Consider the following 26130-nt stretch of genomic DNA (forward strand, 5'->3'; position numbering starts at 1 on the left):
CAGAGTACGGAAAATGAGATAAGGCTTAAACAGTTCCTTTTCTATCAAGTTTGCTGTCGGCATTGGCAACCGCGGGGCCACCCTCTGCCATAGAAATTCCCCCCAAAAGTGCCAGCGAAGCCTAGGGAGCAACTCTACCCCCTATGACCACTGAACGATTACAAAAAGTCCTTGCCCATTGGGGAGTGGCCTCGCGGCGCCATGCGGAAGCCCTCATCCGCAGCGGTCAGGTCTTTGTCAATGGTCAGCGGGCACAATTGGGGGACAAAGTGGATCCAAAGCGTGATTGCATTGAATACCAAGGACAGCGCCTGAACCCGCCCCACCCACCCCAACGGCTCTATCTCCTCCTCCATAAACCCAAGGGGGTGCTCTGCACCTGTCACGATCCCCAAGGGCGAACCACGGTTCTCGAGCTATTGCCCCCAATGTATCAGCGCGCGGGGGGGCTGCATCCTGTGGGTCGCCTAGATGCTGACTCCAGTGGTGCCCTGCTGCTCACGAATGATGGGGCCTTCACCTACTATCTCAGCCATCCCCGCCATCACATCCCCAAAACCTACCGCGTTTGGGTGCAGGGACAGCCGCCCGAAAAGCGTACTGCAAAGATGGCGACAGGGCATTCCCCTAGACGGTGTGATGACCTTACCCGCCGCAGTTAAGCTGCTGCGCTGTGCAGGCGATCGCTCCCTTTTGGAAATCATCCTCCACGAAGGCCGCAACCGCCAGATTCGCCGTGTAGCCGAGCAGCTGGGCTATCCTGTTGTGGCCTTGCAACGGATCGCGATTGGCCCAGTTCGCCTAGGCAATCTTCGACCCAGAGCGGTTCGTCCCCTTAGCCGCCATGAATTGGCCGCCCTCCAGCCAACTACCCAGCCAACTACGAAGACCCAGCCTGAGAGCCAGTCACTGTCGGTGGCCTATGCTGCACCGGGTGATCCGGGTGGGTAGCTTCCCATTCAGCGAGAAATTCCTTTGTATCTTTGACCGCAGGTAAAGGCAACGAGCCACCGGGACCTGCCAAGGGGCGCAACCCATTCAACTCCGCTAAGATGGCTGTGCCATTGTTAATGACCACTGCCAAAATTGGGTCAAGGGCAAAGAATACCCCCGACAGTAGCGCACCAATATTGGGAATAGCAACGATCGCCGTATTCTGCCAGACGATCTCCATTGCCTGCTTGGCAATGCGAATGGCAAGGGTCAGCCCCCGCAAATCATCCTCCATGAGGACCACATCTGCAGTTTCACGGGCAATATCGGTTGCCCCAGCAAAGGAAATAGAGACATCTGCATAGGCGAGAGCTGCGGAGTCATTGATACCATCGCCACAGAAGGCCACCACTTTACCGCTGTCATGGAGGGCACGCACCACCTCCACTTTCTTTTCTGGGAAGGCTTCGGCGTAGATATTGTTGGGAGCAATCCCTAAGTCTTTGGCCACCGCATGGGCAACGCGGCCAATGTCACCGGTCAGCATATGGGGAACAATGCCTGCCTCCTTGAGTTCACGGATAACTGCGGGACTTTCATTGCGGATCGGGTCGCTGTAGAGAATCACGCCAATCAAACGTCCATCCCCAGCCACATAGACAATCGAAGCCCGCCCAGAATCGAGGTCAGGGAAGCGGGCATTCAGATCAATCAGGCAAATGTTTTCCTGCTCCATCATGCGGCGGCTGCCCACCCGCAGATCGACACCCCGCACTTTTGTGGCCACACCAAGGCCAACGCGGTATTCCCAGTCTTCACAGTCAAAGAGGGGCTGATGGGTTTCGCGGGCATGGCGGACAATCGCCTCGGCTACGGGGTGGGTGAGTCCCTGCTCAGCACTGGCGGCCATACTAAGGATGTCATCGGCGCTGAAGCGAGGATCCATGACTTTAATATCCGTCACACCAGCATGACCTTGGGTCAGGGTGCCGGTTTTATCAAAAACAATTGTGTCGATTTGAGCCAGTTTTTCAATTGCCCGGCCACTGCGAATGAGCACGCCATGTTGGGCAGCATAGGTGAGGGCCGACAAAATCGTGGTGGGCACAGAGACGCGAATCCCCGTACCAAGATCAAGGGTCAGCAGGGCGATCGCCCGATTCAAATCCCCCGAGAGCACCCCCACGCCTGTGCCAATAGCCAACGTGGGAACCACCATTTGGTTGGCGACAGTAGCCGCATAGTTTTCAATGCGAGTGTCATGCACCGGTGCCGACTGCATCAAGTTGACAATCACGCCCGCACGGGTATTGTTGCCCACCCGCTCCGCCAAGATCACCAATTGACCCTCCACCAGTAGCGTTGAAGCAAAAACCTCCATCCCCTCAGTGCGCGTTACGGGTACTGACTCGCCCGTCAGTTTGCACTGATCAATCAGGCCGGTGCCCCGCAAAATGATGCCATCAACGGGAATTTGATCCCCCGGATAGACGACAACGCGATCGCCCTCCACGAGGTCTTTGACTTCCACTTCCACCTCAACGCCGTCCCTCTCCACAAAGGCGGTTTTGCCCAGACAGTCAAGCAAATCAAGGTTTGCCCGTTCCGAGCCCCGTGCCGTGAGGTCGCGGATCACTTCCCCCCCCTCAATCAGACCCAGCATAAAGGAGGGGGCAAAATAGTGCCCTTGCAGGGTATGAAGAAAAATTGCCAACCCATCGAGGAAGTCAATCGTTAACTGTTTCTCCTCTTGAATCGCTTCCCACGCTCGCTGAAACACTGGCATTGCCCCGGCAATCACCACACTAGCAATCACATAGCCAGGAATCGGTACCCCCATCAGGGAGGCCACACTCAAACCCAAGCCAAGAGCTGGTAAGCCCAAGCGTTCCCAATAGTTAATTTGGTGCGCTGCCGCCGCAGGAGTGGCTTTCTCAGTGCTAAAGGCGGGAGAGTCTGGCTTGGCCGCCACTTGAATCGATTCAAAAATTTGCCCCTGAATCGTTGCTAGAGCTTCTCCAAACAGCTTGGGACTATATTCCACCACAAGGGAGCAAGCCGGGGGGTTAATGCGTGCCGTTGTCACCGCGGGTAAACTGCCAACAATGTAAAGCAGTCTTTCCCCATATTCAACATCAAAGCCCAACCGCGGAATACGAATCCGAAAGCGACCCCTAATCCAGTGCACAACCTGATAGTGAACGGTTTCTGTGGTGATAGGGTGGGCGGGTATTTCAGACTGTGGGGAACGACTTTGAGCAAGGGTGGTCATGATGGATTCCTACAAATGGTCGGGCCAATGAAGCTGACTAAAGGTCTAGGTAATAGGTCTAGGTAGTCATTCCTTCCGACTTTTTGGATAATCTACAGCAAAGTTGACGCATATTAAACCTGTCTCAGACCAGAAGGACAATGCAATACAGGACACTTTCACAATACAGGACACTTTGTCGCCTAGGTTATCCTTAAAGTATTTCAGTTTGATGGGGCATCTATCGTACAATCTAGCTGCATATTGAGGATAAGCAAATGATGGATACGGCGATCGCAACAATTCGTGCCCGCGAAATTCTCGACTCGCGGGGTCGCCCCACGGTAGAAGCAGAAGTTGAACTGGATTGTGGCGTTGTCGGACTGGCTCAGGTTCCTAGTGGCGCCTCAACAGGGAGTTTTGAGGCCCATGAACTGCGGGACGGCGATCCCAAGCGCTACGGTGGCAAAGGCGTCCTCACCGCCGTTGAAAACATTGAAACCACGATTCTCAGTGCCCTTGTGGATCTCAACGCCCTTGATCAAACGGTGATTGACCAGTGCCTCTTGGAACTGGACGGCAGTGAGAATAAATCCAACCTCGGGGCCAATGCCATTCTGGCGGTTTCCCTTGCCACGGCTAAAGCAGCTGCCGAATACCTCGGTCAACCCCTCTACCGCTATTTGGGGGGGCCTCTGGCCAATGTCCTACCCGTGCCCATGATGAATGTTATCAACGGCGGGGCCCACGCGGCCAACAACATTGACTTTCAGGAATTCATGATCATGCCCATTGGTGCCCCTAGTTTTCGGGAGGGGCTGCGCTGGGGGGCAGAGGTTTTTGCCGCTTTAAGTAAGGTGCTGGCTGATCAGGGTTTACTGACCGGGGTGGGGGATGAAGGGGGCTTTGCGCCTAACCTAGACTCGAACCAAGCGGCTTTGGATATTTTGCTGCAGGCGATTGAAACAGCAGGTTACAGCCCCGGCACTGACATTGCCCTGGCCCTTGATGTCGCCGCCAGTGAGTTTTATGAAGACGGCAAATATGTGTTTGATCATGCCAGCCGTACCGCCTCTGAGTTAATCCGCTACTACGACCAACTGGTGAGTAACTATCCCATCATTTCCATTGAGGATGGCCTGCACGAGGAGGACTGGGACAACTGGGTACTCTTGACGCAAACCCTGGGCAGTCGCATTCAACTGGTGGGGGATGATCTGTTTGTCACCAATCCTAAGCGTTTGCAACGGGGGATTGATCATGGGGTGGCCAATGCCATTTTGATTAAGCTCAATCAGATTGGTTCATTGACTGAAACCTTGCAAACCATTGATCTGGCAACCCGCAAGGGCTACCGCTCAGTGATTAGCCACCGCTCTGGGGAAACAGAAGATACCACGATTGCGGATTTGGCCGTAGCGACCCGTGCGGGTCAAATTAAAACGGGTTCCCTGTGCCGCAGTGAACGGGTGGCCAAGTATAACCGCCTGCTGCGCATTGAAGCAGAACTGGGGGATCAGGCAGTCTATGCGCCCAGGGTGGGCTTGGGGCCGTGCTAGGTGATTCGGGCGCGCAAACGGTTTGGCCAGCATTGGCTGCGCAGCGAATCGGTTTTAGCTCAGATAATTGCAGCAGCTGAACTGCACGCGGGCGATCGCGTCCTAGAAATTGGTCCGGGGCGGGGTGCCCTGACTCGACCGCTGCTAGTTAGCGGCGCTGAGGTGATTGCCGTTGAACTGGATCGGGATCTCTGTGGCCAATTGCAGCGGCAGTTTGACAGTGAGCGGTTCCAGTTGATTGAGGGGGATATCCTGCGGCTGGACTTAACCCCCTTGGGGTGCAACAAAGTGGTGGCCAATATCCCCTACAACATCACGGGGCCATTGCTGGGGCATCTGCTGGGCAGTATTGCCCAACCGCGTCGCCCGGCCTTTGAGCGGTTGATTCTATTGGTGCAAAAGGAAATTGGCGATCGCCTGATGGCCTCACCCGGCAGCAAGGCCTACGGTGCCCTCTCGGTGCGGGTGCAATTTCTGGCCACCTGTGAGAAGGTGTGTGCAGTGCCCCCCCGTGCCTTTCAGCCACCGCCTAAGGTGGAGTCGGTGGTCATTTGTCTGCGCCCCCACAGGACACTGCCCAGGGTGCGATCGCCCCAATGGTTAGAAACTCTACTGAAACAGGGGTTTGCTACCCGTCGCAAGATGCTGGCCAATGCCCTCAAGTCCCTTGTGGCGCCGGTGCAGGTACGCCAAGCCCTCCTGCAGTTGGGACGAGATGCCAATAGCCGTGCCGAAGCCCTGAGCCTAGAGGATTGGCTCGCCCTGAGTGACATCCTAGAACCGTCCCATCGGCCCAATCGGTAGCAGCCTGCTGAGCAAGGTTTAAGGGGCGATCGCCCGCCCGTCGGGGTCTTCAAGAACAAAGCCGGCATCGGCAATCATTTGCCAATCTTGGTGGGGAGCTTGCCCGGGAGTGGTCAGATAGTCGCCAATAAAAATGGAGTTGGCGGCGTAGAGGCCAAGGGGTTGGAGCGATCGCAGATGCACTTCGCGGCCACCGGCAATGCGGATCTCTTGGCGCGGCAAGAGCAGACGAAACAGCACGAGAATGCGTAAACAGTGGCGGGGATTGAGGTTGTGCTGTTCGCCCAGGGGCGTCCCCGGAATTGGAATCAAAAAGTTCACGGGTACACTAGTCACCTGACGCTGCCGCAGGGAGAGGGCAAGATCAATCACATCGTCATCGGATTCCCCCATGCCTAAGATGCCCCCAGCGCAGGTGGTTATTCCAGCGGCTTGGATATTTGCCAAGGTCTGGTCGCGATCCCTAAAGGTGTGGGTGGTACAAATGGCAGCGTGGAAGTTTTCCGACGTATTCAGGTTGTGGTTGACGCGATCTACACCCGCGGCCGCCAGCCGTGCCGTTTGCTCAGCGGTGAGTAGGCCCAAGCAGGCACAGATTTTCAGGGGATAGCGTTCCTTGACCGCCCGAATCGCAGCCAGCACCTGCTCAAAGACCTTTTCACTGGGCGATCGCCCGGAAATCACCATGCAAAATGTACCGGCCTTGAGTTGGGCAGCGCGCTCAGCGGCGGCAAGAATTTTCTCCTGCGAGAGCAGGGGATACTTTTCAATCTCAGCGGTGGAGATTTTCGATTGCGAGCAATAGTGGCAATCCTCAGAGCATAGACCACTTTGGGCATTCAGGAGATAGTGCAGCCGTACCCGATTGCCCCAGTAGTGGTAGCGCACCCGATAGGCTGCCGCCAGTTGATTCAGGAGTTCCGTATCGGGGGCTTGGAGCACCGCTCGCGCTTGATCGCGGCTGAGGCACTCGTCGGCAAGGGCTAAATTGGCAAGGTGCTGCCAGTCAGTGGTCAACACAGTACTCATGGGGTTGCTCTTAACTACGAAGGGTAACAGCGTATTTTTCCACCAGGCTGTCGCGGATGCGCTGATGGAGTTCATTCACCTCGGCCTCGGTGAGGGTGCGATCGCCGGCGCGGTAGGTGAGGCGAAAGGCCAAACTGCGCTGCCCTTCGGGCACCCCGCTGCCACTGTACTCATCAAAGAGTTCGACACTCTCCAGGAGAGAGTCGCGCCCCCCCGCGGCTTTCCAAATGGTGCGACTGAGTTCCGCCACCGTGAGAGCCGCCGGGGCAAAGAAGGCGAGGTCGCGATCGCTGGCGGGATAGGTGGAAAAGGGTTGAAAGATGATCTGGCGATAGCGCTCCTTCCCTAAAGGTGTGGGTGGTACAAATTTCAGCTGTGGAAGTTTTCCGAGGTATTCAGGTTGTGGTTGACGCGATCGACACCCGCTGCCGCCAGCCGTGCCGTTTGCTCAGCGGTCAGTAGGCCCAAGCAGGCACAGATTTTTAGGGGATAGCGTTCCTTGACTGCTCGAATCGCGCCGAGCACTTGCTCAAACACCTTCTCACTGGGCGATCGCCCGGAAATCACCATGCAAAATGTACCGGCCTTGAGTTGGGCAGCGCGCTCAGCGGCGGCAAGAATTTTCTCCTGCGAGAGCAGGGGATACTTTTCAATCTCAGCGGTGGAGATTTTCGATTGCGAGCAGTAGTGGCAGTCCTCCGGAGCATAGACCACTTTGGGCATTCAGGAGATAGTGCAGCCGTACCCGATTGCCCCAGTAGTGGTAGCGCACCCGATAGGCTGCCGCCAGTTGATTCAGGAGTTCCGTATCGGGGGCTTGGAGCACCGCTCGCGCTTGATCGCGGCTGAGGCACTCGTCGGCAAGGGCTAAATTGGCAAGGTGCTGCCAGTCAGTGGTCAACACAGTACTCATGGGGTTGCTCTTAACTACGAAGGGTAACAGCGTATTTTTCCACCAGGCTGTCGCGGATGCGCTGATGGAGTTCATTCACCTCGGCCTCGGTGAGGGTGCGATCGCCGGCGCGGTAGGTGAGGCGAAAGGCCAAACTGCGCTGCCCTTCGGGCACCCCGCTGCCACTGTACTCATCAAAGAGTTCGACACTCTCCAGGAGAGAGTCGCGCCCCCCCGCGGCTTTCCAAATGGTGCGACTGAGTTCCGCCACCGTGAGAGCCGCCGGGGCAAAGAAGGCGAGGTCGCGATCGCTGGCGGGATAGGTGGAAAAGGGTTGAAAGATGATCTGGCGATAGCGCTCCTCAAGGCGACTCAGGAGGACCTCCAGGTCTAGTTCAAAAACATAAACAGCAGCGGGAAGCTCTAGGGCGGCGGCATACTGGGGGTGTAACTGGCCAAAGATACCGAGCCGTTCTCCCTGCAAACAGAGAACCGCTGTGCGCCCCGGATGTAGACGTTCATCGTGGCGATCGCTCTCATAGTCCACAGGCAAACCAAACCGCTGAAAAACGCTCTCAAGAATCCCCTTGGCTTCGTACCAGGTGAGGGGCTGAGGCTGTTGCGAGCGGCGCACCCATTTACCCTGCCACGGATCACCACCGATGATGCCCCCCAGGCGATCGTTTTCCCAAAGACCCTCCTCATCTTGACCAAAAACCCGACCAATTTCAAAACCATTGAGGGGCGGATTCCCCTGTTCTTGGTTGTAGCGGAAGGCCTGCACTAGACCCGTAATTAGATCCGTGCGCAGTGACGAAAACTCAGCGACTAGAGGATTCACAACCGTGACTTGATTCGGCTGTCCCCCCTTGACCCAGGAATAGTGCATTAATTCCGTCAGGCCCGCCCCGCGCAAGGCTGCCCGTACCTCCCGCAGCAGGGTGAGTTCTAGGGGCAAGGCCCCCACCTCCGTCTGGGCTGGCAAGGTTTCCTCAAAGCGATCGTAGCCATAGAGTCGCGCAATCTCCTCAATGAGATCCACCTCCCGCTCAATGTCACGGAAGCGGTAGGGGGGTACCGTTACCGACCACACCACTAACTCGTTCTCAAGGGTTTCTTGACGGCTGAGGTGAAAGCCAAGGCGGCTGAGGAGCTCTTCAACGGTCTCTGGGTCCAAATAGGCGGGCTCATCGCTATCCTCTGTCCTCAGCAACCACTGCCCCCAGGAGCCGATGCACCTGTTCCAGCCGCAGGGTGAGGGTCCGCTCGAGGGGCGGCCGCTGATCCGCCAGCGTGGTATAGCTGACTGTTCCCTGGGCAATTTCCCTTAGCAGGGCGATCGCTTCCGCGGTGGCCGCCTCTAGTTCTGCTGGGTTGACCCCCCGTTCATAGCGCGCTGAAGCTTCCGTGCGCAATCCCTGGTCACGAGCCGATCGCCGGATCACCGGACTGGCAAAGAGGGCCGCCTCAAGGAAGACGTTCTGGGTTCCCAGGTGCACCTCGGTCTCTTCGCCGCCCATCACCCCTGCTAGGGCAACCGGCACGTCGCCGGCGGTAATCAGCAGATTCTCCGAACTGAGGCGGCGCTCCTCACCGTCCAAGGTTTTCAGGGTTTCGCCCGCCTTGGCAAAACGCACCCCGAGCTTTGACCGGCGTTTGGGCAGCAACCCTTTGCAGCCGATCCCAATCAAAGGCATGGAGGGGTTGCCCCCACTTCAGCAGGATGTAGTTAGTGATGTCCACCACATTGTTGATGGCTCGCAAACCCGCAGCCTCTAAACGTTGCTGGAGCCAAGGGGGTGAAGGGCCAATTTGGACATTAGTCATTAGCGTGCCACAGTAGGCAGGACAGGCCTGGGGGTCAGCGATCGCCAGTTGTACCGGTGCTTTAGCGCGGGACTTTTTGGGAGCGATCGCCTTTGGGGTTGGCAGCATCAGGGGCGCGCCGGTTAATGCCGCCACTTCACGGGCAATCCCCACCATACTCAGGGCATCGGCACGGTTGGCGGTGGAGCTGAGGTGCAAAATTACATCATCCAAGCCCAACAGCGGACGTACATCTTGGCCTACGGTTACTGCATCAGTGAAGGTGTGAATGCCCTCAGACTCCTTGGTTAGCCCCAATTCCGCAAGGGAGCAGATCATACCTTCGGACTTTACCCCCCGCAGTTTTGCTGGTCGAATTTTCAGATCAATTTTTGCCAGATATGCCCCCGGTAGGGCCACGGGTACATACAAGCCTGCTGCAGCATTGGGGGCCCCACAGACAATGGTGCGGGGCTCCCCTTGACCCACATCGACTTGGCAGACCCGTAATTTTTGGGCATCGGGATGGGGCTCACAGGCCAAAATATGCCCCACCACAACCCCTTCAGCCCATGTGCGCCGATCTTCAATTTCTTCGACTTCAAACCCTGCCATCGTCAGGCGATCGGCCAAAATCGTAACATCCAGATCAACCGCCACCAATTCCCGTAGCCAGCGAAGGGAAACCCGCATGGAATCCTCAAAAAATGTCATACTTTGCCATTTTTCAGCCTACTCCCCTGTGATGGCATTGCACAAGTGCGAGTCGGCAGGAAGCAAGGATTTCAGGAACGATCGCCGATGCCAAGGAGTAAGGCCATACTGGTCAAGGGCTTGGCGGTGTTCGGGGGTGCTGTAGCCCACATTGCGTTCCCAACCATACTGGGGATAACGACGCGCTAAGCGGGCCATGAAGCGATCGCGCCGTACCTTGGCAATAATTGAGGCACAGGCAATACTATAGCTGCGGCGATCGCCCCCGATAATGGCCGTAACCCTTTCAAAGGGCGCTGTTTTGGTTAGTTTGCCGTCAATCAGGGCATGGTCCCAAGGGGCCACCCGCTCTAGAGCCCGCGCCATCGCTCGATAGGTGGCTTGCAGAATATTCACCTGATCAATTTCCGCCACACTGGCACTGCCAATGCCAATGGCGATCGCTTGGTTATAAATCTGCGCAAAGAGGCGCGATCGCTGGCGGGCAGTCAACTGCTTAGAATCCCGTACCTCTGGAAGGGGGACACAGTCCACAGGCAAAATTACGGCTGCCGCCACCACTGGCCCTGCTAAGCAACCCCGCCCCACTTCATCCACACCGACGACGCGACAATCGCCCTGTTGCCAGTAGGCCTGCTCATAAATCAGACTGAGGGGTTCCATGCCTAGTGGCCAATCCCTACATAGCGAAAGCCCAGTGACTCTAGCCCCTTGCGATCTAAGAAGTTGCGGCCATCAATGATCACCGGTTGGTGCATCACCTTGGCCAATGCGCCATAATCCACCTCTTGGAATTGTGGCCAGTCGGTCACCAACACCAGAGCATCACAGCCATCAGCAAGGTGCAGTAGATCTGTTTCCACAATCACATGGGAGAGACCCGATCGCAGGCCCGACTGGGACACAAGGGGGTCATAGGCTTTGACCTTAGCACCTAAGCGATGCAGTTCCTCAATCAAATTAAGGGCAGGGGCATCCCGCAAATCGTCGGTGTTGGGCTTAAACGTTAACCCCAAAAGACCAATGGTTTTACCCTTGAGGATCTTCAGCACCTGTTGCAGTTTTTCAATGACAATAAAGCGCTGCCGCTGGTTCACTTGAACCGCTGCTTTAAGCAACTGGGCATCGTAGCCGTAGTCTTCCGCCGTGTGGATGAGAGCCGAAACATCCTTGGGAAAACAGGAGCCCCCCCAACCTAAGCCCGCCTGCAGAAATTTCTCGCCAATACGGGAATCTAAACCAATTCCCTTGGCCACTTGAACCACATCTGCCCCCACGCGATCGCAAATATTGGCAATTTCATTAATAAAGCTGATTTTGGTCGCCAAAAAGGCATTGGCAGCGTACTTGATCATTTCCGCCGAACTCAGATCCGTGACCAAAACTGGTACGGGAGGCAAGGTGGGATCAACCGCATACTTGCGCTCAATAATCGGCGCATAGAGTTCCTGCATGACTTGAATCGCTCTGCGGCTACTGCTGCCCAAGACAATGCGATCGGGATTCAACGTGTCATAGACCGCTGAACCTTCCCGCAGAAATTCAGGATTGCTGACCACATCAAAATCTAGTGGCGGATGGGTTCCCCCGGCTTTAATGGCATCGGCCAAATCGGGTTCTCGCTCAACCACGCCATCTAGAATAATCATCCGTACCCAGTCCCCTGAGCCAATGGGCACTGTGGATTTATTGACAATAACTTTGTATCCCAAATGCAAATGGGCACCAATCCCCCGGGCAACGGCTTCCACATAGCGGGTATCGGTTTCACCATTGGGCAGTGCAGGCGTACCGACAGCAATAAAGAGCACCTCACCAAACTCCACCCCAGCGCCCAGATCACTACTGAAGCGAATGTGACCACTGGCAATGCAACCCCGGAGTAACTCCGTCAGACCCGGTTCATAAATGGGGGATTCCCCCTGTTGCAGCAGCTTGACCTTATCAATATTGTTGTCAATGCAAATGACCTCATGGCCAATATGTGCCAGGCACACTCCCGTCACCAAACCCACATAGCCGGTGCCAATTACACAGACCCGCATTCCCTGTGGCCTCCCTAAGCTTCCACCATCATAGGCGTATAGGGTACGCCCAGCCGCTCAGCAAAGTCAGGAATTGTCCGCTGCAGCCCGGCGAGGAGAGGCACGGTTGGTTGCCAGCCCAACACTGTGCGCGCGAGGGTAATGTCGGGACGACGGCGCTGCGGATCATCACTGGGCAGGGGCTTAAACTGAATTTCCACCCCTGGATTAATCAGGGCCTGGATTTTTTGGGCGAGCTCTAGCACTGTGTATTCATCGGGGTTGCCGAGGTTCACAGGGCCAATGTGATCGCTATTCATCAGCCGAATTAACCCTTCCACCAAATCGCTGACATAGCAAAAGCTACGGGTTTGGGAGCCGTCCCCATAAACCGTGAGGGGAATGCCCTGCAACGCTTGGACAATAAAGTTGCTGACGACGCGGCCATCGTTGACCTGCATTTTCGGGCCATAGGTATTAAAAATCCGGGCCACGCGAACATCTACATTGTTTTGGCGGTGGTAGTCCAAGGTAAGAGTTTCTGCCACTCGCTTGCCTTCGTCATAGCAGGAGCGCACACCAATGGGGTTGACATGCCCCCAGTAGGACTCAGGTTGGGGATGCACTTGGGGGTCACCATAGACTTCTGAAGTTGAGGCCAGGAGAAATCGTGCCTTCACGCGTTTGGCCAACCCCAGCATGTGGAGTGTGCCCATGACATTGGTTTTAATTGTTTTGACCGGATTGTATTGGTAATGAACCGGTGAGGCGGGGCAGGCCAGGTGATAGATTTGATCCACCTCCAGGCGAATTGGATCGGTGACATCATGGCGGATCAGTTCAAAGTTCGGATGACCTATCCAGCGCAAAATGTTGCGCTTCGTACCAGTGAAGTAGTTGTCTAGGCAAATGACCTCATGACCCGCTTCCATCAGCCGATCAACGAGATGGGAACCAATAAACCCAGCGCCGCCAGTCACTAGAATGCGCATTCCGATTGCCTCAGTGCACTGATTTATGCCTCTGCCTCAGCTTAGCATGAGTTTGTAGGCAGCCAGTGCTATATGGATTTCCGCTGCCGACTTTAGGAACCAAACTTGAGAGGACGTCCGCGCACAGCAGTATTCACTTGCCCTTGGCTAAACACAACCTCACCATTGACAAAGGTGTACACTGGCCATCCTGTCAATGACCAGCCCTCAAAAGGACTCCAGCCACACTTGGTGAGAAGTTCCTCACGGCGCACTGGGCGATAGGTCTGCAAATCCACGAGCACCAGATCTGCATCGTAACCGGGGGCAATTTTCCCTTTGTTGGGAATTTCATAGGCCGCAGCAACAGCAGTGGACATCCAGCGCACCACTTGCGGCACAGTACAGCGGCCTGCCATCGCTTGGGTCAGCATGAGCGGCAAAGAGGTTTCTACCCCCGGCATACCAGAGGGGCTCTGGGGATAGGGCTGCGCCTTTTCCGCTAGGGTGTGGGGGGCATGATCGGTGGCAATAAAGTCAATGACGCCATCGAGTAGTCCTTGCCAGAGTTTTTCATTATCTACTGCTGTGCGCAGGGGTGGGTTCATTTGCGCCAGGGAACCCATTTTGGCGTAGGCCTCTGTGGTCAGTAGCAGGTGTTGGGGAGTGACTTCCACCGTTATCCAAGGAAGTTTGTGCTCGCGCAGAAAGTCGACTTCAATCCCTGTGGAAAGATGGAGAATGTGTAGGCGGCGTTCGTATTTACGGGAGAGCTTCACGGCTAACTGGGTGGCGTTGAGGGCAGCAATCTCATCTTGAATTTGCGAGTGTATGGCCACATCGGTAATGCCAGCAAATTGTGCGCGGCGGGCCCGGATGCGAGCCTGATCTTCAGCATGGACAGCAATGAGGCGTTTGCCCTCACTAAAGATACGGTCTAAAATTGGCTCTTCGTCCACCAAGAGGGGCCCGTGCATTGACCCCATGAAAATCTTGATACCGCAGACGGGGTGGACGGTGTTGAGGACGGCAAGGTTATCCTGAGTGGCGCCAATGAAAAAACCATAATTCACGACACATTTGGCGGCGGCACGGGCCAGTTTATCATCTAGGCTCGCCTGATCAATGGTTAGGGGGCGGGTATTGGGCATTTCCAAAAAGCTGGTGACCCCCCCCTTGGCACAGGCACAACTGGCGGTGAACAGATCCTCTTTGTGCTCTAAGCCGGGTTCGCGAAAATGCACTTGTGGGTCAATTACCCCTGGCAGGAGGGTTAAGCCTGTGGCATCAATGACCGTATCGCCGGGGTTCACAGTGACGCGCTCTGCTACTTCTGCAATGCGATCGCCCTCAAGGCGCACCTGTTGCTGGCGGAGTTCTCCCTCTGGGGTACAAATCACCGCATTTTGGATCGCGATCGCCACCCTGTTCTCCTTAAAAATTGGCTCTGCTATTGAGAATCTTACTGGCCTGTGAAACCCAAGGACACAAAGGATAAACTATAAACATCTGTAATACCTGTGGTGATAAAAATTTGACCCAAGTCTATCTTCTTAACGGAGATAAAACCTTTATACTGTAGAGCGTGTCTGTAGGTGGGGCGCGATCGAATCGCTATGGAATCTGGTATTGACTTACAGGGGCAGTTTATTCATGCGTTGGAATCCCTTGGCCTTTCCCATGATCTAGCCAAGCTACTTTGGCTGCCCTTGCCAATGTTAATGATGCTAATTGTGGCTACGGTGGGCGTCCTGGTGGCCGTTTGGCTAGAGCGGAAAATTTCTGCTGCTGTGCAACAGCGGATTGGCCCTGAATACATTGGCCCATTGGGGATTTTGGCACCCCTGGCCGACGGGCTCAAACTGATTTTTAAAGAGGATGTTCTCCCCGCGAATACCGATCGCTGGCTGTTTACCCTTGGTCCAGCAGTGGTCGTGATTCCCGTCTTTTTGTCCTACATTATTGTCCCCTTTGGCCAAAACCTACTGATCTCCAACTTGGCAATGGGGGTCTTCCTCTGGATTGCCCTATCAAGTATTGCGCCCATTGGCCTACTGATGTCGGGCTATGCCTCCAACAACAAATACTCCCTACTGGGCGGACTGCGGGCAGCGGCACAATCCATTAGCTACGAAATTCCCCTTGCCTTAGCAGTGTTGGCAGTGGCCATGATGTCCAATGGCTTGGGCACGGTGGAAATTGTCGAGCAGCAGTCGGAATACGGCATCCTCAGTTGGAATGTCTGGCGGCAGCCCATCGGCTTTTTGATCTTTTGGATTGCCGCTCTAGCAGAGTGTGAGCGCCTTCCCTTTGACTTGCCGGAAGCCGAGGAAGAACTCGTGGCCGGCTACCAAACAGAGTACGCGGGCATGAAGTTTGCCCTCTTTTACCTGGGTGCCTACGTTAACCTTGTCCTTTCGGCACTCCTAGTCAGTGTTCTCTACTTTGGCGGTTGGAGCTTCCCCATTCCCCTAGAAACCCTTGCCCATCTCCTGGGGGTGAGTCAAAGCAATCCCTTTTTGCAGATTGCCTTTGCAGTGGTGGGCATCACCATGACCCTGATTAAGGCCTACTTCTTCGTGTTTTTGGCAATTCTGCTGCGTTGGACCGTGCCCCGTGTGCGTATTGACCAGCTCCTAGATCTGGGCTGGAAATTCCTATTACCAGTGGGTCTAGTGAACTTACTGCTGACCGCTGGCTTGAAGCTGGCCTTTCCCGTAGCCTTTGGCGGCTAAGACACTCCCATTTCTATGAGGTGACACCATGAAATTCCTCAATCAGATTGCCAACTATGCCAAAGAGGCAGTGCAGTCGGCGAAGTACATCGGCCAAGGCCTCTCCGTTACCTTCGATCACATGCGGCGGCGGCCGATAACAGTGCAGTATCCCTACGAAAAGCTGATTCCTTCAGAACGGTTCCGGGGACGGATTCACTTTGAGTTTGACAAGTGCATTGCCTGTGAAGTCTGCGTGCGGGTTTGCCCCATTAACCTGCCGGTGGTGGACTGGGTCTTTAACAAAGAGATCAAAAAGAAAGAGCTCAAGCACTACAGTATTGACTTTGGGGTGTGCATTTTTTGCGCAAATTGTGTCGAGTACTGCCCCACCAATTGCCTTTCAGTAACAGAAGAATACGAACTGGCCACCTACGATCGCCACGAGCTGAACTACGACAGTGTGGCCATGGGACGCATTCCCTACAAAGTGACCCAAGACCCAATGGTGACGCCGATCCGTGAGTTTGCCTACCTGCCGGCGGGGGTGATGTCTGGCCATGATTTGCCGGCGGGTGCCCAACGGGCAGGGGAGCGTCCGGAGGCGATCGCCACCCCTGCTGAATCATCTGAGAACTAGGAGTTGTTGCTGTGGACTTAGCCACCCTGACCCAAACGATGACCTTCTTTGCCCTTGCTGCTGCAGTGACTGTTGCCGCTCTGGGCGTTGTGCTCCTGAACAATGTTGTCTATTCCGCCTTTTTGCTAGGGGTTGTGTTTCTGAGCATCTCTGGGCTGTATATCCTCATGAATGCTGACTTTGTCTCAGCGGCGCAAATTCTCATCTATGTTGGTGCGGTCAACGTTCTCATCCTGTTTGCCATCATGCTCGTCAATAAGCGCGAGGCCTATACGCCGGTACCCGGGCGCTGGCTGCGTCAGGGGGGGGCTGCCGTGGTCTCCCTGGGGGTCTTTGCGTTGCTGACGAAAATGATTTTGCAAGCCCCTTGGCAACTCAGTTCCCTGCCCCCCACCCCTGACAGCATCACCACCATTGGCCAGCACTTTTTCAGCGATTTCCTCTTGCCCTTTGAGTTGGCCTCGGTCTTACTGCTGATGGCCTTGATTGGGGCAGTGGTTCTCGCCCGCCGCGAACTGGTCTTGGAGGCTGAACCCCCCCTCGGGGAAGAGGTGGTCCCCCCCTTGGAGTTACCGGAACGTCCCCGTGAACCTGTGGCCTTGTCTGAAAAATAGGGAAAGACGATGCAGTTAACCTCTGTTTTGATCTTGGCAGCACTGCTGTTTTGTATTGGCATCTATGGTTTGGTGACCAGTCGCAATGCCGTGCGTGTGCTCATGTCCATTGAGCTGCTGCTGAATGCTGTTAACCTCAATTTAATTGGTTTTGCCAACTATCTGGATGGCCAGCAAATCAAGGGGCAAGTCTTTGCCGTATTTGTGATTACGGTGGCAGCCGCCGAAGCCGCCGTGGGGTTAGCAATTATTTTGGCCATCTATCGCAACCGCGACACTGTTGACATGGAGAAATTTAACCTCCTGAAGTGGTAGCCTAGAGGTTGGAACTTGCTTCCCTCAATTGCCGTCTAGAGTACAAGAGCCAGTGTCAGCAAAGGGGCAATCACCTATGACAGTGCGTCTTGGTAAGTCGGTCACTTATCTCTCATTAATGGCATTGGGGGCAGCTGCTGCCATGTTTGTCACCCACTTGATGCCAGCGTCAACGCCCTTGGTCACTCCCAGCTTGGCCCAGTTGCCGGCACCGCTACCGGCGGGAAATGACGTTAACTTTATTGCCCGTGCCGTTGAAGAGGTGGGCCCTGCCGTGGTGCGCATTGATGCTTCCCGTAGGGTGCAGGCCCGTGTGCCGGCTATCTTTAATGACCCTTTCTTTCAGGAATTCTTTGGGCCGATGATGCCCCCCCGCAGCCGTGAAGAACGGGGTCTGGGGTCTGGTTTTATCATTAGTAGCGATGGCTTGATCCTGACAAATGCCCACGTGGTGGAGGGGGCCGATCGCGTTCAGGTGACGCTTAAGGATGGTCGTACATTTGAAGGGCGTGTATTAGGTCAAGACCGTCTGACGGACGTGGCGGTGGTCAAGGTGAATGCCAACAATTTACCGGTGGTGCGCCTTGGCAATTCGGATACTTTGCGCCCGGGGGAGTGGGCGATCGCCATCGGCAATCCCTTGGGACTGGACAATACGGTCACCGCTGGCATTATTAGCGCCACGGGACGTTCCAGCGGCGATATTGGGGTGCCCGATAAGCGAGTGGGCTTTATTCAAACGGATGCTGCCATCAATCCCGGCAATTCGGGTGGCCCCCTGCTCAATCAGCGGGGAGAAGTGATTGGCATGAATACGGCGATCATTGGCGGTGCCCAGGGCCTAGGATTTGCAATTCCTATCAATACGGCGCGGCGCATTGCCAATCAACTCGTGGCCAATGGCCGGGTAGATCATCCCTTCCTCGGTATTCGCATGGCCAATCTTACCCCTGAGGTGCAGCAACGCCTCAACGCCAACCCCAATAGTCCTGTGCGGGTGCAGGAAAGTTCGGGTGTTTTGATTTTTGAAGTCCTACCCAACTCTCCCGCTGCCCGTGCCGGTTTGCAACCTGGAGATGTGATCCGTCGTATCAATGGCCAAAACATCACCAAAGCGGATCAAGTGCAGCAAATGGTGGAAAGCGCCGGCATTGGTCGCACAATGGACATAGAGGTGCGTCGCGGTGGCCAAAGCGTAACGGTGGCCGTCCAGCCGGCTCCCCTGCCTACCCAAGCGAGTCGCTAGGGTGTTGACGGCAGTTCTGATCATTCCCACGGGCATTGGCGCTGCCATTGGCGGTTATGCGGGGGATGCGATTCCCGTTGTTCGTGCCTTGGCCCAAGTGTGCGATCGCCTGATTACCCACCCCAACGTTCTCAATGGCGCCATGCTCTACTGGCCGCTGCCCAATGTCTGGTACGTCGAAGGCTATGCCCTGGATGAATTTGCCGCCGGCCATTGGGGATTGCTACCACCCCGGCCGAATCGCATTGGTCTGTTACTGGATGCGGCCATTGAACCAGAGCTGCAACTGCGCCATCGGCAAGCGGCAGCGGCGTGCTCGGCCACCTTGGGCTTAACCATTACTGAACCGGTGATAACAGATGCACCCTTGGGGGTGCAGTTACAAACTGCTGCCTCCGGCAGCACATGGGGCACGGTGGCAAACGCCGCCAGTTTACTGCGGTCGGCAGAAAAACTGATTCAAGTCGCTAAGGCCGAGGCGATCGCGATCGTGACTCGCTTTCCTGATGATCTGGGCACCGCAGCATTGCACCACTATCGTAGGGGCCAAGGGGTCGATCCTTTAGCAGGGGCAGAAGCGGTCATTAGTCATTTGATTGTCCAGCACTTTCAGATGCCAGCCGCCCATGCCCCAGCCCTGCAACCCTTACCCCTCGAGGCGAGTGTCCATCCCCGCGCCCTGGCCGAAGAAATTGGCTATACCTTTTTGCCCTCGGTGCTGGTGGGGTTGAGTCGTGCTCCCCGCTACAGTTTAAGTGCCCCCCAAGCCCTGTGGCGCCAGGAGGTAGATGCGGTGATTGTACCCGCCACTGCCCTGGGTGGGCGGGGAATTCTGGCCTTTGCTCATCAGGGCATCCCCATCCTAACGGTAGCGAACAACACCACAACCCTCAATGTTACTGGGGCCGATTTGGGGATAGAGACCATTCCTTGCCAGTCCTATGGGGAGGCGATCGGCGTCCTGAGTGCCATGAAGGCGGGAGTATCCTGGCAAACGGTTACCACAGCAACCTAAAGCTGGCATTGAGTCTGGGGTTGATGCAATTGATGGTGCTGCCTGAGGCAGAGATGCCGCGAGTGGCGAGGTTACTGGCTGAGCGCACGCAGGGGGAAGCAGCCCCAAAGTCAGCAGTCATAATAGAGTTAATCACGACGATTGTGTTGTACAAGTTCACGGAGCTGAGTCGGGAGGAGGTGTTGCGGATGTTGGGGTTTACCACTGAGGAACTGAAGCGGACACGGTTTTATCGGGAGGTGTATGCTGAGGCGCGGGCGGAAGGACTAGACGAAGGACGGCAGCAGGGACTGCAACAAGGAGAAGTGCTAGTTATCTTGCGCCTGCTGCGGCGGCGGTTTGGGAGTGTGCCTAGTGAGCTAGAGGAGCGGATTCAGCGGCTTTCTATTGCGCAGATTGAGGCTTTGGCGGAGGCGTTGCTTGACTTTAGGGAGCTGGGGGACGTGGCGGCATGGCTAGAACACTCCTGTTAACTTATCCATGCGCCGCGATTCCCTCTTTTACCAACTATTTGCCCAACTGCCCCAAACCCTCTTTGACCTGCTGGGCACAGACACCCCTCAGGGGTATCGTTTTGACTCAGTCGAGCTGAAGCAAACCGCCTTTCGCATCGATGGCGTCTTTGTGCCCCCTGACCCTGCGGGCACGGTCTATTTCTGTGAGGTGCAGTTTCAGCGGGATAACACCTTCTATGAACGCTTCTTTGCGGAGATTTTTCTCTATCTGCGCCTGTATCGCTCCACCTTTGCGGACTGGCAAGCGGTGGTGATTTATCCCAATCGGCAAACGGAGCAAGAGTCTTTTGACCCCTATGACCTGTTGGTCCATAGTCCGCGCCTGCGCCGCGTCTATCTCAATGAATTGGGGTCACCGGAGAGCTTGCCCTTGAGTGTGGGGTTGATGCAATTGATGGTGCTGCCTGAGGCAGAGATGCCGCGAGTGGCGAGGTTACTGGCTGAGCGCACGCAGGGGGAAGCAGCCCCAAAGTCAGCAGTCATAATAGAGTTAATCACGACGATTGTGTTGTACAAGTTCACGGAGCTGAGTCGGGAGGAGGTGTTGCGGATGTTGGGGTTTACCACTGAGGAACTGAAGCGGACGCGGTTTTATCGGGAGGTGTATGCTGAGGCGCGGGCAGAAGGACTAGACGAAGGACGGCAGCAGGGATTGCAGCAGGGATTGCAACAAGGAGAAGTGCTAGTTATCTTGCGCCTGCTGCGGCGGCGGTTTGGGAGTGTGCCTAGTGAGCTAGAGGAGCGGATTCAGCGGCTTTCTATTTCGCAGATTGAGGCTTTGGCGGAGGCGCTGCTTGACTTTAGGGAGCTGGGGGACGTGGCGGCATGGCTAGAACACTCCTGTTAACTTATCCATGCGCCGCGATTCCCTCTTTTACCAACTATTTGCCCAACTGCCCCAAACCCTCTTTGACCTGCTGGGCACAGACACCCCTCAGGGGTATCGTTTTGACTCAGTCGAGCTGAAGCAAACCGCCTTTCGCATCGATGGCGTCTTTGTGCCCCCTGACCCTGCGGGCACGGTCTATTTCTGTGAGGTGCAGTTTCAGCGGGATAACACCTTCTATGAACGCTTCTTTGCGGAGATTTTTCTCTATCTGCGCCTGTATCGCTCCACCTTTGCGGACTGGCAAGCGGTGGTGATTTATCCCAATCGGCAAACGGAGCAAGAGTCTTTTGACCCCTATGACCTGTTGGTCCATAGTCCGCGCCTGCGCCGCGTCTATCTCAATGAATTGGGGTCGCCGGAGAGCTTGCCCTTGAGTGTGGGGTTGATGCAATTGATGGTGCTGCCTGAGGCAGAGATGCCGCGAGTGGCGAGGTTACTGGCTGAGCGCACGCAGGGGGAAGCAGCCCCAAAGTCAGCAGTCATAATAGAGTTAATCACGACGATTGTGTTGTACAAGTTCACGGAGCTGAGTCGGGAGGAGGTGTTGCGGATGTTGGGGTTTACCACTGAGGAACTGAAGCGGACGCGGTTTTATCGGGAGGTGTATGCTGAGGCGCGGGCGGAAGGATTACAAGAGGGAAAACAAGAGGGACGAGAAGAAGGACTTCAGGAAGGCTTGCAGCAGGGATTGCAGCAGGGATTGCAACAGGGATTGCAACAGGGATTACAGCAGGGATTACAGCAGGGATTACAGCAGGGATTGCAACAAGGTTTACAACAAGGACTGCAGCAAGGACTGCAACAAGGACTGCAACAAGGAGAAGTGCTAGTTATCTTGCGCCTGCTGCGGCGGCGGTTTGGGAGTGTGCCTAGCGAGCTAGAGGAGCGGATTCAGCGGCTTTCTATTTCGCAGATTGAAGCTTTGGCGGAGGCGTTGCTTGACTTTAGGGAGCTGGGGGACGTGGCGGCATGGCTAGAACACTCCTGTTAACTTATCCATGCGCCGCGATTCCCTCTTTTACCAACTATTTGCCCAACTGCCCCAAACCCTCTTTGACCTGCTGGGCACAGACACCCCTCAGGGGTATCGTTTTGACTCAGTCGAGCTGAAGCAAACCGCCTTTCGCATCGATGGCGTCTTTGTGCCCCCTGACCCTGCAGGCACGGTCTATTTCTGTGAGGTGCAGTTTCAGCGGGATAACACCTTCTATGAACGCTTCTTTGCGGAGATTTTTCTCTATCTGCGCCTGTATCGCTCCACCTTTGCGGACTGGCAAGCGGTGGTGATTTATCCCAATCGGCAAACGGAGCAAGAGTCTTTTGACCCCTATGACCTGTTGGTCCATAGTCCGCGCCTGCGCCGCGTCTATCTCAATGAATTGGGGTCGCCGGAGAGCTTGCCCTTGAGTCTGGGGTTGATGCAATTGATGGTGCTGCCTGAGGCAGAGATGCCGCGGGTGGCGAGGTTACTGGCTGAGCGCACGCAGGGGGAAGCAGCCCCAAAGTCAGCAGTCATAATAGAGCTAATCACGACGATTGTGTTGTACAAGTTCACGGAGCTGAGTCGGGAGGAGGTGTTGCGGATGTTGGGGTTTACCACTGAGGAACTGAAGCGGACACGGTTTTATCGGGAGGTGTATGCTGAGGCGCGGGCAGAAGGACTAGACGAAGGACGGCAGCAGGGATTGCAACAGGGATTGCAACAGGGATTACAGCAGGGATTACAGCAGGGATTACAGCAGGGATTGCAACAAGGTTTACAACAAGGACTGCAGCAAGGACTGCAACAAGGAGAAGTGCTAGTTATCTTGCGCCTGCTGCGGCGGCGGTTTGGGAGTGTGCCTAGTGAGCTAGAGGAGCGGATTCAGCGGCTTTCTATTTCGCAGATTGAGGCTTTGGCGGAGGCGCTGCTTGACTTTAGGGAGCTGGGGGACGTGGCGGCATGGCTAGAACACTCCTGTTAACTTATCCATGCGCCGCGATTCCCTCTTTTACCAACTATTTGCCCAACTGCCCCAAACCCTCTTTGACCTGCTGGGCACAGACACCCCTCAGGGGTATCGTTTTGACTCAGTCGAGCTGAAGCAAACCGCCTTTCGCATCGATGGCGTCTTTGTGCCCCCTGACCCTGCGGGCACGGTCTATTTCTGTGAGGTGCAGTTTCAGCGGGATAACACCTTCTATGAACGCTTCTTTGCGGAGATTTTTCTCTATCTGCGCCTGTATCGCTCCACCTTTGCGGACTGGCAAGCGGTGGTGATTTATCCCAATCGGCAAACGGAGCAAGAGTCTTTTGACCCCTATGACCTGTTGGTCCATAGTCCGCGCCTGCGCCGCGTCTATCTCAATGAATTGGGGTCGCCGGAGAGCTTGCCCTTGAGTGTGGGGTTGATGCAATTGATGGTGCTGCCTGAGGCAGAGATGCCGCGAGTGGCGAGGTTACTGGCTGAGCGCACGCAGGGGGAAGCAGCCCCAAAGTCAGCAGTCATAATAGAGTTAATCACGACGATTGTGTTGTACAAGTTCACGGAGCTGAGTCGGGAGGAGGTGTTGCGGATGTTGGGGTTTACCACTGAGGAACTGAAGCGGACGCGGTTTTATCGGGAGGTGTATGCTGAGGCGCGGGCAGAAGGATTACAAGAGGGAAAACAAGAGGGACGAGAAGAAGGACTTCAGGAAGGCTTGCAGCAGGGATTGCAGCAGGGATTACAACAGGGATTGCAACAGGGATTACAGCAGGGATTACAGCAGGGATTGCAACAAGGTTTACAACAAGGACTGCAGCAAGGACTGCAACAGGGAGAAGTGCTAGTTATCTTGCGCCTGCTGCGGCGGCGGTTTGGGAGTGTGCCTAGTGAGCTAGAGGAGCGGATTCAGCGGCTTTCTATTGCGCAGATTGAGGCTTTGGCGGAGGCGTTGCTTGACTTTAGGGAGCTGGGGGACGTGGCGGCATGGCTAGAACACTCCTGTTAACTTATCCATGCGCCGCGATTCCCTCTTTTACCAACTATTTGCCCAACTGCCCCAAACCCTCTTTGACCTGCTGGGCACAGACACCCCTCAGGGGTATCGTTTTGACTCAGTCGAGCTGAAGCAAACCGCCTTTCGCATCGATGGCGTCTTTGTGCCCCCTGACCCTGCGGGCACGGTCTATTTCTGTGAGGTGCAGTTTCAGCGGGATAACACCTTCTATGAACGCTTCTTTGCGGAGATTTTTCTCTATCTGCGCCTGTATCGCTCCACCTTTGCGGACTGGCAAGCGGTGGTGATTTATCCCAATCGGCAAACGGAGCAAGAGTCTTTTGACCCCTATGACCTGTTGGTCCATAGTCCGCGCCTGCGCCGCGTCTATCTCAATGAATTGGGGTCGCCGGAGAGCTTGCCCTTGAGTGTGGGGTTGATGCAATTGATGGTGCTGCCTGAGGCAGAGATGCCGCGAGTGGCGAGGTTACTGGCTGAGCGCACGCAGGGGGAAGCAGCCCCAAAGTCAGCAGTCATAATAGAGTTAATCACGACGATTGTGTTGTACAAGTTCACGGAGCTGAGTCGGGAGGAGGTGTTGCGGATGTTGGGGTTTACCACTGAGGAACTGAAGCGGACGCGGTTTTATCGGGAGGTGTATGCTGAGGCGCGGGCGGAAGGATTACAAGAGGGAAAACAAGAGGGACGAGAAGAAGGACTTCAGGAAGGCTTGCAGCAGGGATTGCAGCAGGGATTACAGCAGGGATTACAGCAAGGATTGCAACAAGGTTTGCAACAAGGAGAAGTGCTAGTTATCTTGCGCCAGTTAAGGCGGCGGTTTGGGAGTGTGCCTAGTGAGCTAGAGGAGCGGATTCGGCGGCTTTCTATTTCGCAGATTGAAGCTTTGGCGGAGGCGCTGCTTGACTTTAGGGAGCTGGGGGACGTGGCGGCATGGCTAGAACACTCCTGTTAACTTATCCATGCGCCGCGATTCCCTCTTTTACCAACTATTTGCCCAACTGCCCCAAACCCTCTTTGACCTGCTGGGCACAGACACCCCTCAGGGGTATCGTTTTGACTCAGTCGAGCTGAAGCAAACCGCCTTTCGCATCGATGGCGTCTTTGTGCCCCCTGACCCTGCAGGCACGGTCTATTTCTGTGAGGTGCAGTTTCAGCGGGATAACACCTTCTATGAACGCTTCTTTGCGGAGATTTTTCTCTATCTGCGCCTGTATCGCTCCACCTTTGCGGACTGGCAAGCGGTGGTGATTTATCCCAATCGGCAAACGGAGCAAGAGTCTTTTGACCCCTATGACCTGTTGGTCCATAGTCCGCGCCTGCGCCGCGTCTATCTCAATGAATTGGGGTCGCCGGAGAGCTTGCCCTTGAGTCTGGGGTTGATGCAATTGATGGTGCTGCCTGAGGCAGAGATGCCGCGGGTGGCGAGGTTACTGGCTGAGCGCACGCAGGGGGAAGCAGCCCCAAAGTCAGCAGTCATAATAGAGCTAATCACGACGATTGTGTTGTACAAGTTCACGGAGCTGAGTCGGGAGGAGGTGTTGCGGATGTTGGGGTTTACCACTGAGGAACTGAAGCGGACACGGTTTTATCGGGAGGTGTATGCTGAGGCGCGGGCAGAAGGACTAGACGAAGGACGGCAGCAGGGATTGCAACAGGGATTGCAACAGGGATTACAGCAGGGATTACAGCAGGGATTACAGCAGGGATTGCAACAAGGTTTACAACAAGGACTGCAGCAAGGACTGCAACAAGGACTGCAACAAGGAGAAGTGCTAGTTATCTTGCGCCTGCTGCGGCGGCGGTTTGGGAGTGTGCCTAGTGAGCTAGAGGAGCGGATTCAGCGGCTTTCTATTTCGCAGATTGAGGCTTTGGCGGAGGCGCTGCTTGACTTTAGGGAGCTGGGGGACGTGGCGGCATGGCTGGAGCGCTTTGCTTGAGTGGGGCCGTGGGTCGGGATTGTTGGCATGGTGAGGGGGGCGGCGTTTCAGTGAACAGTTTAAGAAGTTAAGAAGTATTGCCATTGCTTAAGTAGCAGCAACGATCGCCAGACCCAGGTGAATTTTTAGAAGACCCAGGCAAATTTTTACAGAGCCGGGTGAATTTTTACAGAGCCGGGTGAATTTTTACAGACCCAGGTGAATTTTTAGAAGACCCAGGCAAATTTTTACAGACCCAGGCAAATTTTTACAGAGCCAGGTAAATTTTTAGAAATGTGTT

Annotated in this window: 21 protein-coding genes and 4 pseudogenes; 16 read left to right on the forward strand and 9 right to left on the reverse strand. The window is 55.4% G+C overall.

The features are described 5' to 3' along the window. Positions 1-143: 143 nt before the first annotated feature. Positions 144-951 (forward strand): annotated as a pseudogene (locus Q0W94_RS12290) (pseudouridine synthase). Here the strand turns inward: Q0W94_RS12290 and Q0W94_RS06950 are convergent. Further along, positions 881-3205: a heavy metal translocating P-type ATPase gene (locus Q0W94_RS06950; protein ID WP_297757048.1), complete on the reverse strand. Its 2325-nt coding sequence runs from the start codon at positions 3203-3205 to the stop codon at positions 881-883. The pseudogene Q0W94_RS12290 and the gene Q0W94_RS06950 overlap by 71 nt on opposite strands. A 257-nt stretch (positions 3206-3462) precedes the next feature. Here Q0W94_RS06950 and eno point away from each other — a divergent pair, with 257 nt between their 5' ends. Both eno and rsmA read left to right on the forward strand, forming a co-directional pair. Beyond that, a complete protein-coding gene (eno, locus tag Q0W94_RS06955; RefSeq protein WP_297757051.1) occupies positions 3463-4743 on the forward strand; it encodes a phosphopyruvate hydratase in 1281 nt (426 codons plus the stop codon). A 3-nt stretch (positions 4744-4746) separates the two neighbouring features. Continuing rightward, a complete protein-coding gene (rsmA, locus tag Q0W94_RS06960; RefSeq protein ID WP_315863110.1) occupies positions 4747-5547 on the forward strand; it encodes a 16S rRNA (adenine(1518)-N(6)/adenine(1519)-N(6))-dimethyltransferase RsmA in 801 nt (266 codons plus the stop codon). Positions 5548-5565: 18 nt separating this feature from the next. On the opposite strand, the gene bioB is transcribed toward rsmA, so the two are convergent. The 8 genes and pseudogenes from bioB to Q0W94_RS07015 form a co-directional block, all read right to left on the reverse strand. Then, positions 5566-6576, reverse strand: coding sequence for a biotin synthase BioB (bioB, locus tag Q0W94_RS06965; RefSeq protein WP_297757055.1), 1011 nt, complete (start codon positions 6574-6576; stop codon positions 5566-5568). Positions 6577-6586: 10 nt separating this feature from the next. Further along, a pseudogene (locus tag Q0W94_RS06970) lies at positions 6587-6895 on the reverse strand (phenylalanine--tRNA ligase subunit beta); the annotation flags it as partial. A gap of 22 nt (positions 6896-6917) precedes the next feature. Then, a pseudogene (locus Q0W94_RS12295) lies at positions 6918-7489 on the reverse strand (radical SAM protein); the annotation flags it as partial. Positions 7490-7499: 10 nt separating this feature from the next. Then, a pseudogene (gene pheT / locus Q0W94_RS12300) lies at positions 7500-9967 on the reverse strand (phenylalanine--tRNA ligase subunit beta). A gap of 39 nt (positions 9968-10006) precedes the next feature. After that, on the reverse strand, positions 10007-10651 hold the full coding sequence (locus Q0W94_RS07000; RefSeq protein WP_297757074.1) for a ribonuclease HII: 645 nt from the start codon (positions 10649-10651) through the stop codon (positions 10007-10009). 2 nt (positions 10652-10653) lie between these two features. After that, the gene (locus tag Q0W94_RS07005) at positions 10654-12033 is read right to left on the reverse strand and encodes a UDP-glucose/GDP-mannose dehydrogenase family protein (protein ID WP_297757076.1); all 1380 of its coding nucleotides are present in this window, start codon (positions 12031-12033) and stop codon (positions 10654-10656) included. 14 nt (positions 12034-12047) lie between these two features. Beyond that, positions 12048-13004, reverse strand: coding sequence for a UDP-glucuronic acid decarboxylase family protein (locus Q0W94_RS07010; protein WP_297757079.1), 957 nt, complete (start codon positions 13002-13004; stop codon positions 12048-12050). Between the two features lie 92 nt (positions 13005-13096). Next, complete coding sequence (locus tag Q0W94_RS07015) at positions 13097-14407, reverse strand: dihydroorotase (protein ID WP_297757082.1); 1311 nt, start codon at positions 14405-14407, stop codon at positions 13097-13099. Between the two features lie 192 nt (positions 14408-14599). On the opposite strand from Q0W94_RS07015, the gene nuoH reads away from it, so the two are divergent. The 13 genes from nuoH (at position 14600) to Q0W94_RS07080 (ending at position 25850) form a co-directional block, all read left to right on the forward strand. After that, complete coding sequence (gene nuoH / locus Q0W94_RS07020) at positions 14600-15718, forward strand: NADH-quinone oxidoreductase subunit NuoH (protein ID WP_297762385.1); 1119 nt, start codon at positions 14600-14602, stop codon at positions 15716-15718. 28 nt (positions 15719-15746) lie between these two features. Continuing rightward, positions 15747-16337 (forward strand): NAD(P)H-quinone oxidoreductase subunit I, encoded by a 591-nt coding sequence (gene ndhI, locus Q0W94_RS07025; RefSeq protein WP_297757085.1) that lies wholly within the window; start codon positions 15747-15749, stop codon positions 16335-16337. Between the two features lie 11 nt (positions 16338-16348). Continuing rightward, positions 16349-16951 (forward strand): NADH-quinone oxidoreductase subunit J, encoded by a 603-nt coding sequence (locus tag Q0W94_RS07030; protein WP_297757088.1) that lies wholly within the window; start codon positions 16349-16351, stop codon positions 16949-16951. Positions 16952-16960: 9 nt separating this feature from the next. Continuing rightward, on the forward strand, positions 16961-17266 hold the full coding sequence (gene nuoK / locus Q0W94_RS07035) for an NADH-quinone oxidoreductase subunit NuoK (RefSeq protein WP_297757089.1): 306 nt from the start codon (positions 16961-16963) through the stop codon (positions 17264-17266). 76 nt (positions 17267-17342) lie between these two features. Further along, on the forward strand, positions 17343-18512 hold the full coding sequence (locus tag Q0W94_RS07040) for an HhoA/HhoB/HtrA family serine endopeptidase (protein ID WP_297757092.1): 1170 nt from the start codon (positions 17343-17345) through the stop codon (positions 18510-18512). 1 nt (position 18513) lies between these two features. Continuing rightward, positions 18514-19527 carry a DUF3326 domain-containing protein gene (locus Q0W94_RS07045; protein ID WP_297757095.1) on the forward strand — a complete coding sequence of 338 codons (1014 nt, stop codon included), beginning with the start codon at positions 18514-18516 and terminating at the stop codon, positions 19525-19527. Positions 19528-19559: 32 nt separating this feature from the next. Continuing rightward, entirely contained in the window at positions 19560-20000 is a 441-nt protein-coding gene (locus tag Q0W94_RS07050) for a DUF4351 domain-containing protein (protein ID WP_297757098.1), read from the forward strand. A 7-nt stretch (positions 20001-20007) separates the two neighbouring features. Next, positions 20008-20889 carry an Rpn family recombination-promoting nuclease/putative transposase gene (locus tag Q0W94_RS07055; protein ID WP_297757101.1) on the forward strand — a complete coding sequence of 294 codons (882 nt, stop codon included), beginning with the start codon at positions 20008-20010 and terminating at the stop codon, positions 20887-20889. Between the two features lie 7 nt (positions 20890-20896). Beyond that, complete coding sequence (locus tag Q0W94_RS07060) at positions 20897-21922, forward strand: Rpn family recombination-promoting nuclease/putative transposase (RefSeq protein ID WP_297757104.1); 1026 nt, start codon at positions 20897-20899, stop codon at positions 21920-21922. A gap of 7 nt (positions 21923-21929) precedes the next feature. Then, positions 21930-22895 (forward strand): Rpn family recombination-promoting nuclease/putative transposase, encoded by a 966-nt coding sequence (locus Q0W94_RS07065; protein ID WP_297757107.1) that lies wholly within the window; start codon positions 21930-21932, stop codon positions 22893-22895. Positions 22896-22902: 7 nt separating this feature from the next. After that, the gene (locus Q0W94_RS07070) at positions 22903-23904 is read left to right on the forward strand and encodes an Rpn family recombination-promoting nuclease/putative transposase (protein WP_297757110.1); all 1002 of its coding nucleotides are present in this window, start codon (positions 22903-22905) and stop codon (positions 23902-23904) included. A gap of 7 nt (positions 23905-23911) precedes the next feature. Next, the gene (locus Q0W94_RS07075) at positions 23912-24865 is read left to right on the forward strand and encodes an Rpn family recombination-promoting nuclease/putative transposase (protein ID WP_297757113.1); all 954 of its coding nucleotides are present in this window, start codon (positions 23912-23914) and stop codon (positions 24863-24865) included. A gap of 7 nt (positions 24866-24872) precedes the next feature. Next, on the forward strand, positions 24873-25850 hold the full coding sequence (locus Q0W94_RS07080; protein WP_297757116.1) for an Rpn family recombination-promoting nuclease/putative transposase: 978 nt from the start codon (positions 24873-24875) through the stop codon (positions 25848-25850). Positions 25851-26130: the final 280 nt, after the last annotated feature.

It is taken from the genome of Thermosynechococcus sp. (assembly GCF_025999095.1).
Lineage (GTDB): Bacteria > Cyanobacteriota > Cyanobacteriia > Thermosynechococcales > Thermosynechococcaceae > Thermosynechococcus.

What these genes read in the sequence shown, in the direction of transcription:
- Q0W94_RS06950 (WP_297757048.1), bottom strand. Translation starts at nt 3,205, where the DNA reads ATGACCACCCTTGCTCAAAGTCGTTCCCCACAGTCTGAAATACCCGCC.
- eno (WP_297757051.1), top strand. Translation starts at nt 3,463, where the DNA reads ATGATGGATACGGCGATCGCAACAATTCGTGCCCGCGAAATTCTCGAC.
- bioB (WP_297757055.1), bottom strand. Translation starts at nt 6,576, where the DNA reads ATGAGTACTGTGTTGACCACTGACTGGCAGCACCTTGCCAATTTAGCC.
- Q0W94_RS07000 (WP_297757074.1), bottom strand. Translation starts at nt 10,651, where the DNA reads ATGGAACCCCTCAGTCTGATTTATGAGCAGGCCTACTGGCAACAGGGC.
- Q0W94_RS07005 (WP_297757076.1), bottom strand. Translation starts at nt 12,033, where the DNA reads ATGCGGGTCTGTGTAATTGGCACCGGCTATGTGGGTTTGGTGACGGGA.
- Q0W94_RS07010 (WP_297757079.1), bottom strand. Translation starts at nt 13,004, where the DNA reads ATGCGCATTCTAGTGACTGGCGGCGCTGGGTTTATTGGTTCCCATCTC.
- nuoH (WP_297762385.1), top strand. Translation starts at nt 14,600, where the DNA reads ATGGAATCTGGTATTGACTTACAGGGGCAGTTTATTCATGCGTTGGAA.
- ndhI (WP_297757085.1), top strand. Translation starts at nt 15,747, where the DNA reads ATGAAATTCCTCAATCAGATTGCCAACTATGCCAAAGAGGCAGTGCAG.
- nuoK (WP_297757089.1), top strand. Translation starts at nt 16,961, where the DNA reads ATGCAGTTAACCTCTGTTTTGATCTTGGCAGCACTGCTGTTTTGTATT.
- Q0W94_RS07040 (WP_297757092.1), top strand. Translation starts at nt 17,343, where the DNA reads ATGACAGTGCGTCTTGGTAAGTCGGTCACTTATCTCTCATTAATGGCA.
- Q0W94_RS07050 (WP_297757098.1), top strand. Translation starts at nt 19,560, where the DNA reads ATGGTGCTGCCTGAGGCAGAGATGCCGCGAGTGGCGAGGTTACTGGCT.
- Q0W94_RS07055 (WP_297757101.1), top strand. Translation starts at nt 20,008, where the DNA reads ATGCGCCGCGATTCCCTCTTTTACCAACTATTTGCCCAACTGCCCCAA.
- Q0W94_RS07060 (WP_297757104.1), top strand. Translation starts at nt 20,897, where the DNA reads ATGCGCCGCGATTCCCTCTTTTACCAACTATTTGCCCAACTGCCCCAA.
- Q0W94_RS07065 (WP_297757107.1), top strand. Translation starts at nt 21,930, where the DNA reads ATGCGCCGCGATTCCCTCTTTTACCAACTATTTGCCCAACTGCCCCAA.
- Q0W94_RS07070 (WP_297757110.1), top strand. Translation starts at nt 22,903, where the DNA reads ATGCGCCGCGATTCCCTCTTTTACCAACTATTTGCCCAACTGCCCCAA.
- Q0W94_RS07075 (WP_297757113.1), top strand. Translation starts at nt 23,912, where the DNA reads ATGCGCCGCGATTCCCTCTTTTACCAACTATTTGCCCAACTGCCCCAA.
- Q0W94_RS07080 (WP_297757116.1), top strand. Translation starts at nt 24,873, where the DNA reads ATGCGCCGCGATTCCCTCTTTTACCAACTATTTGCCCAACTGCCCCAA.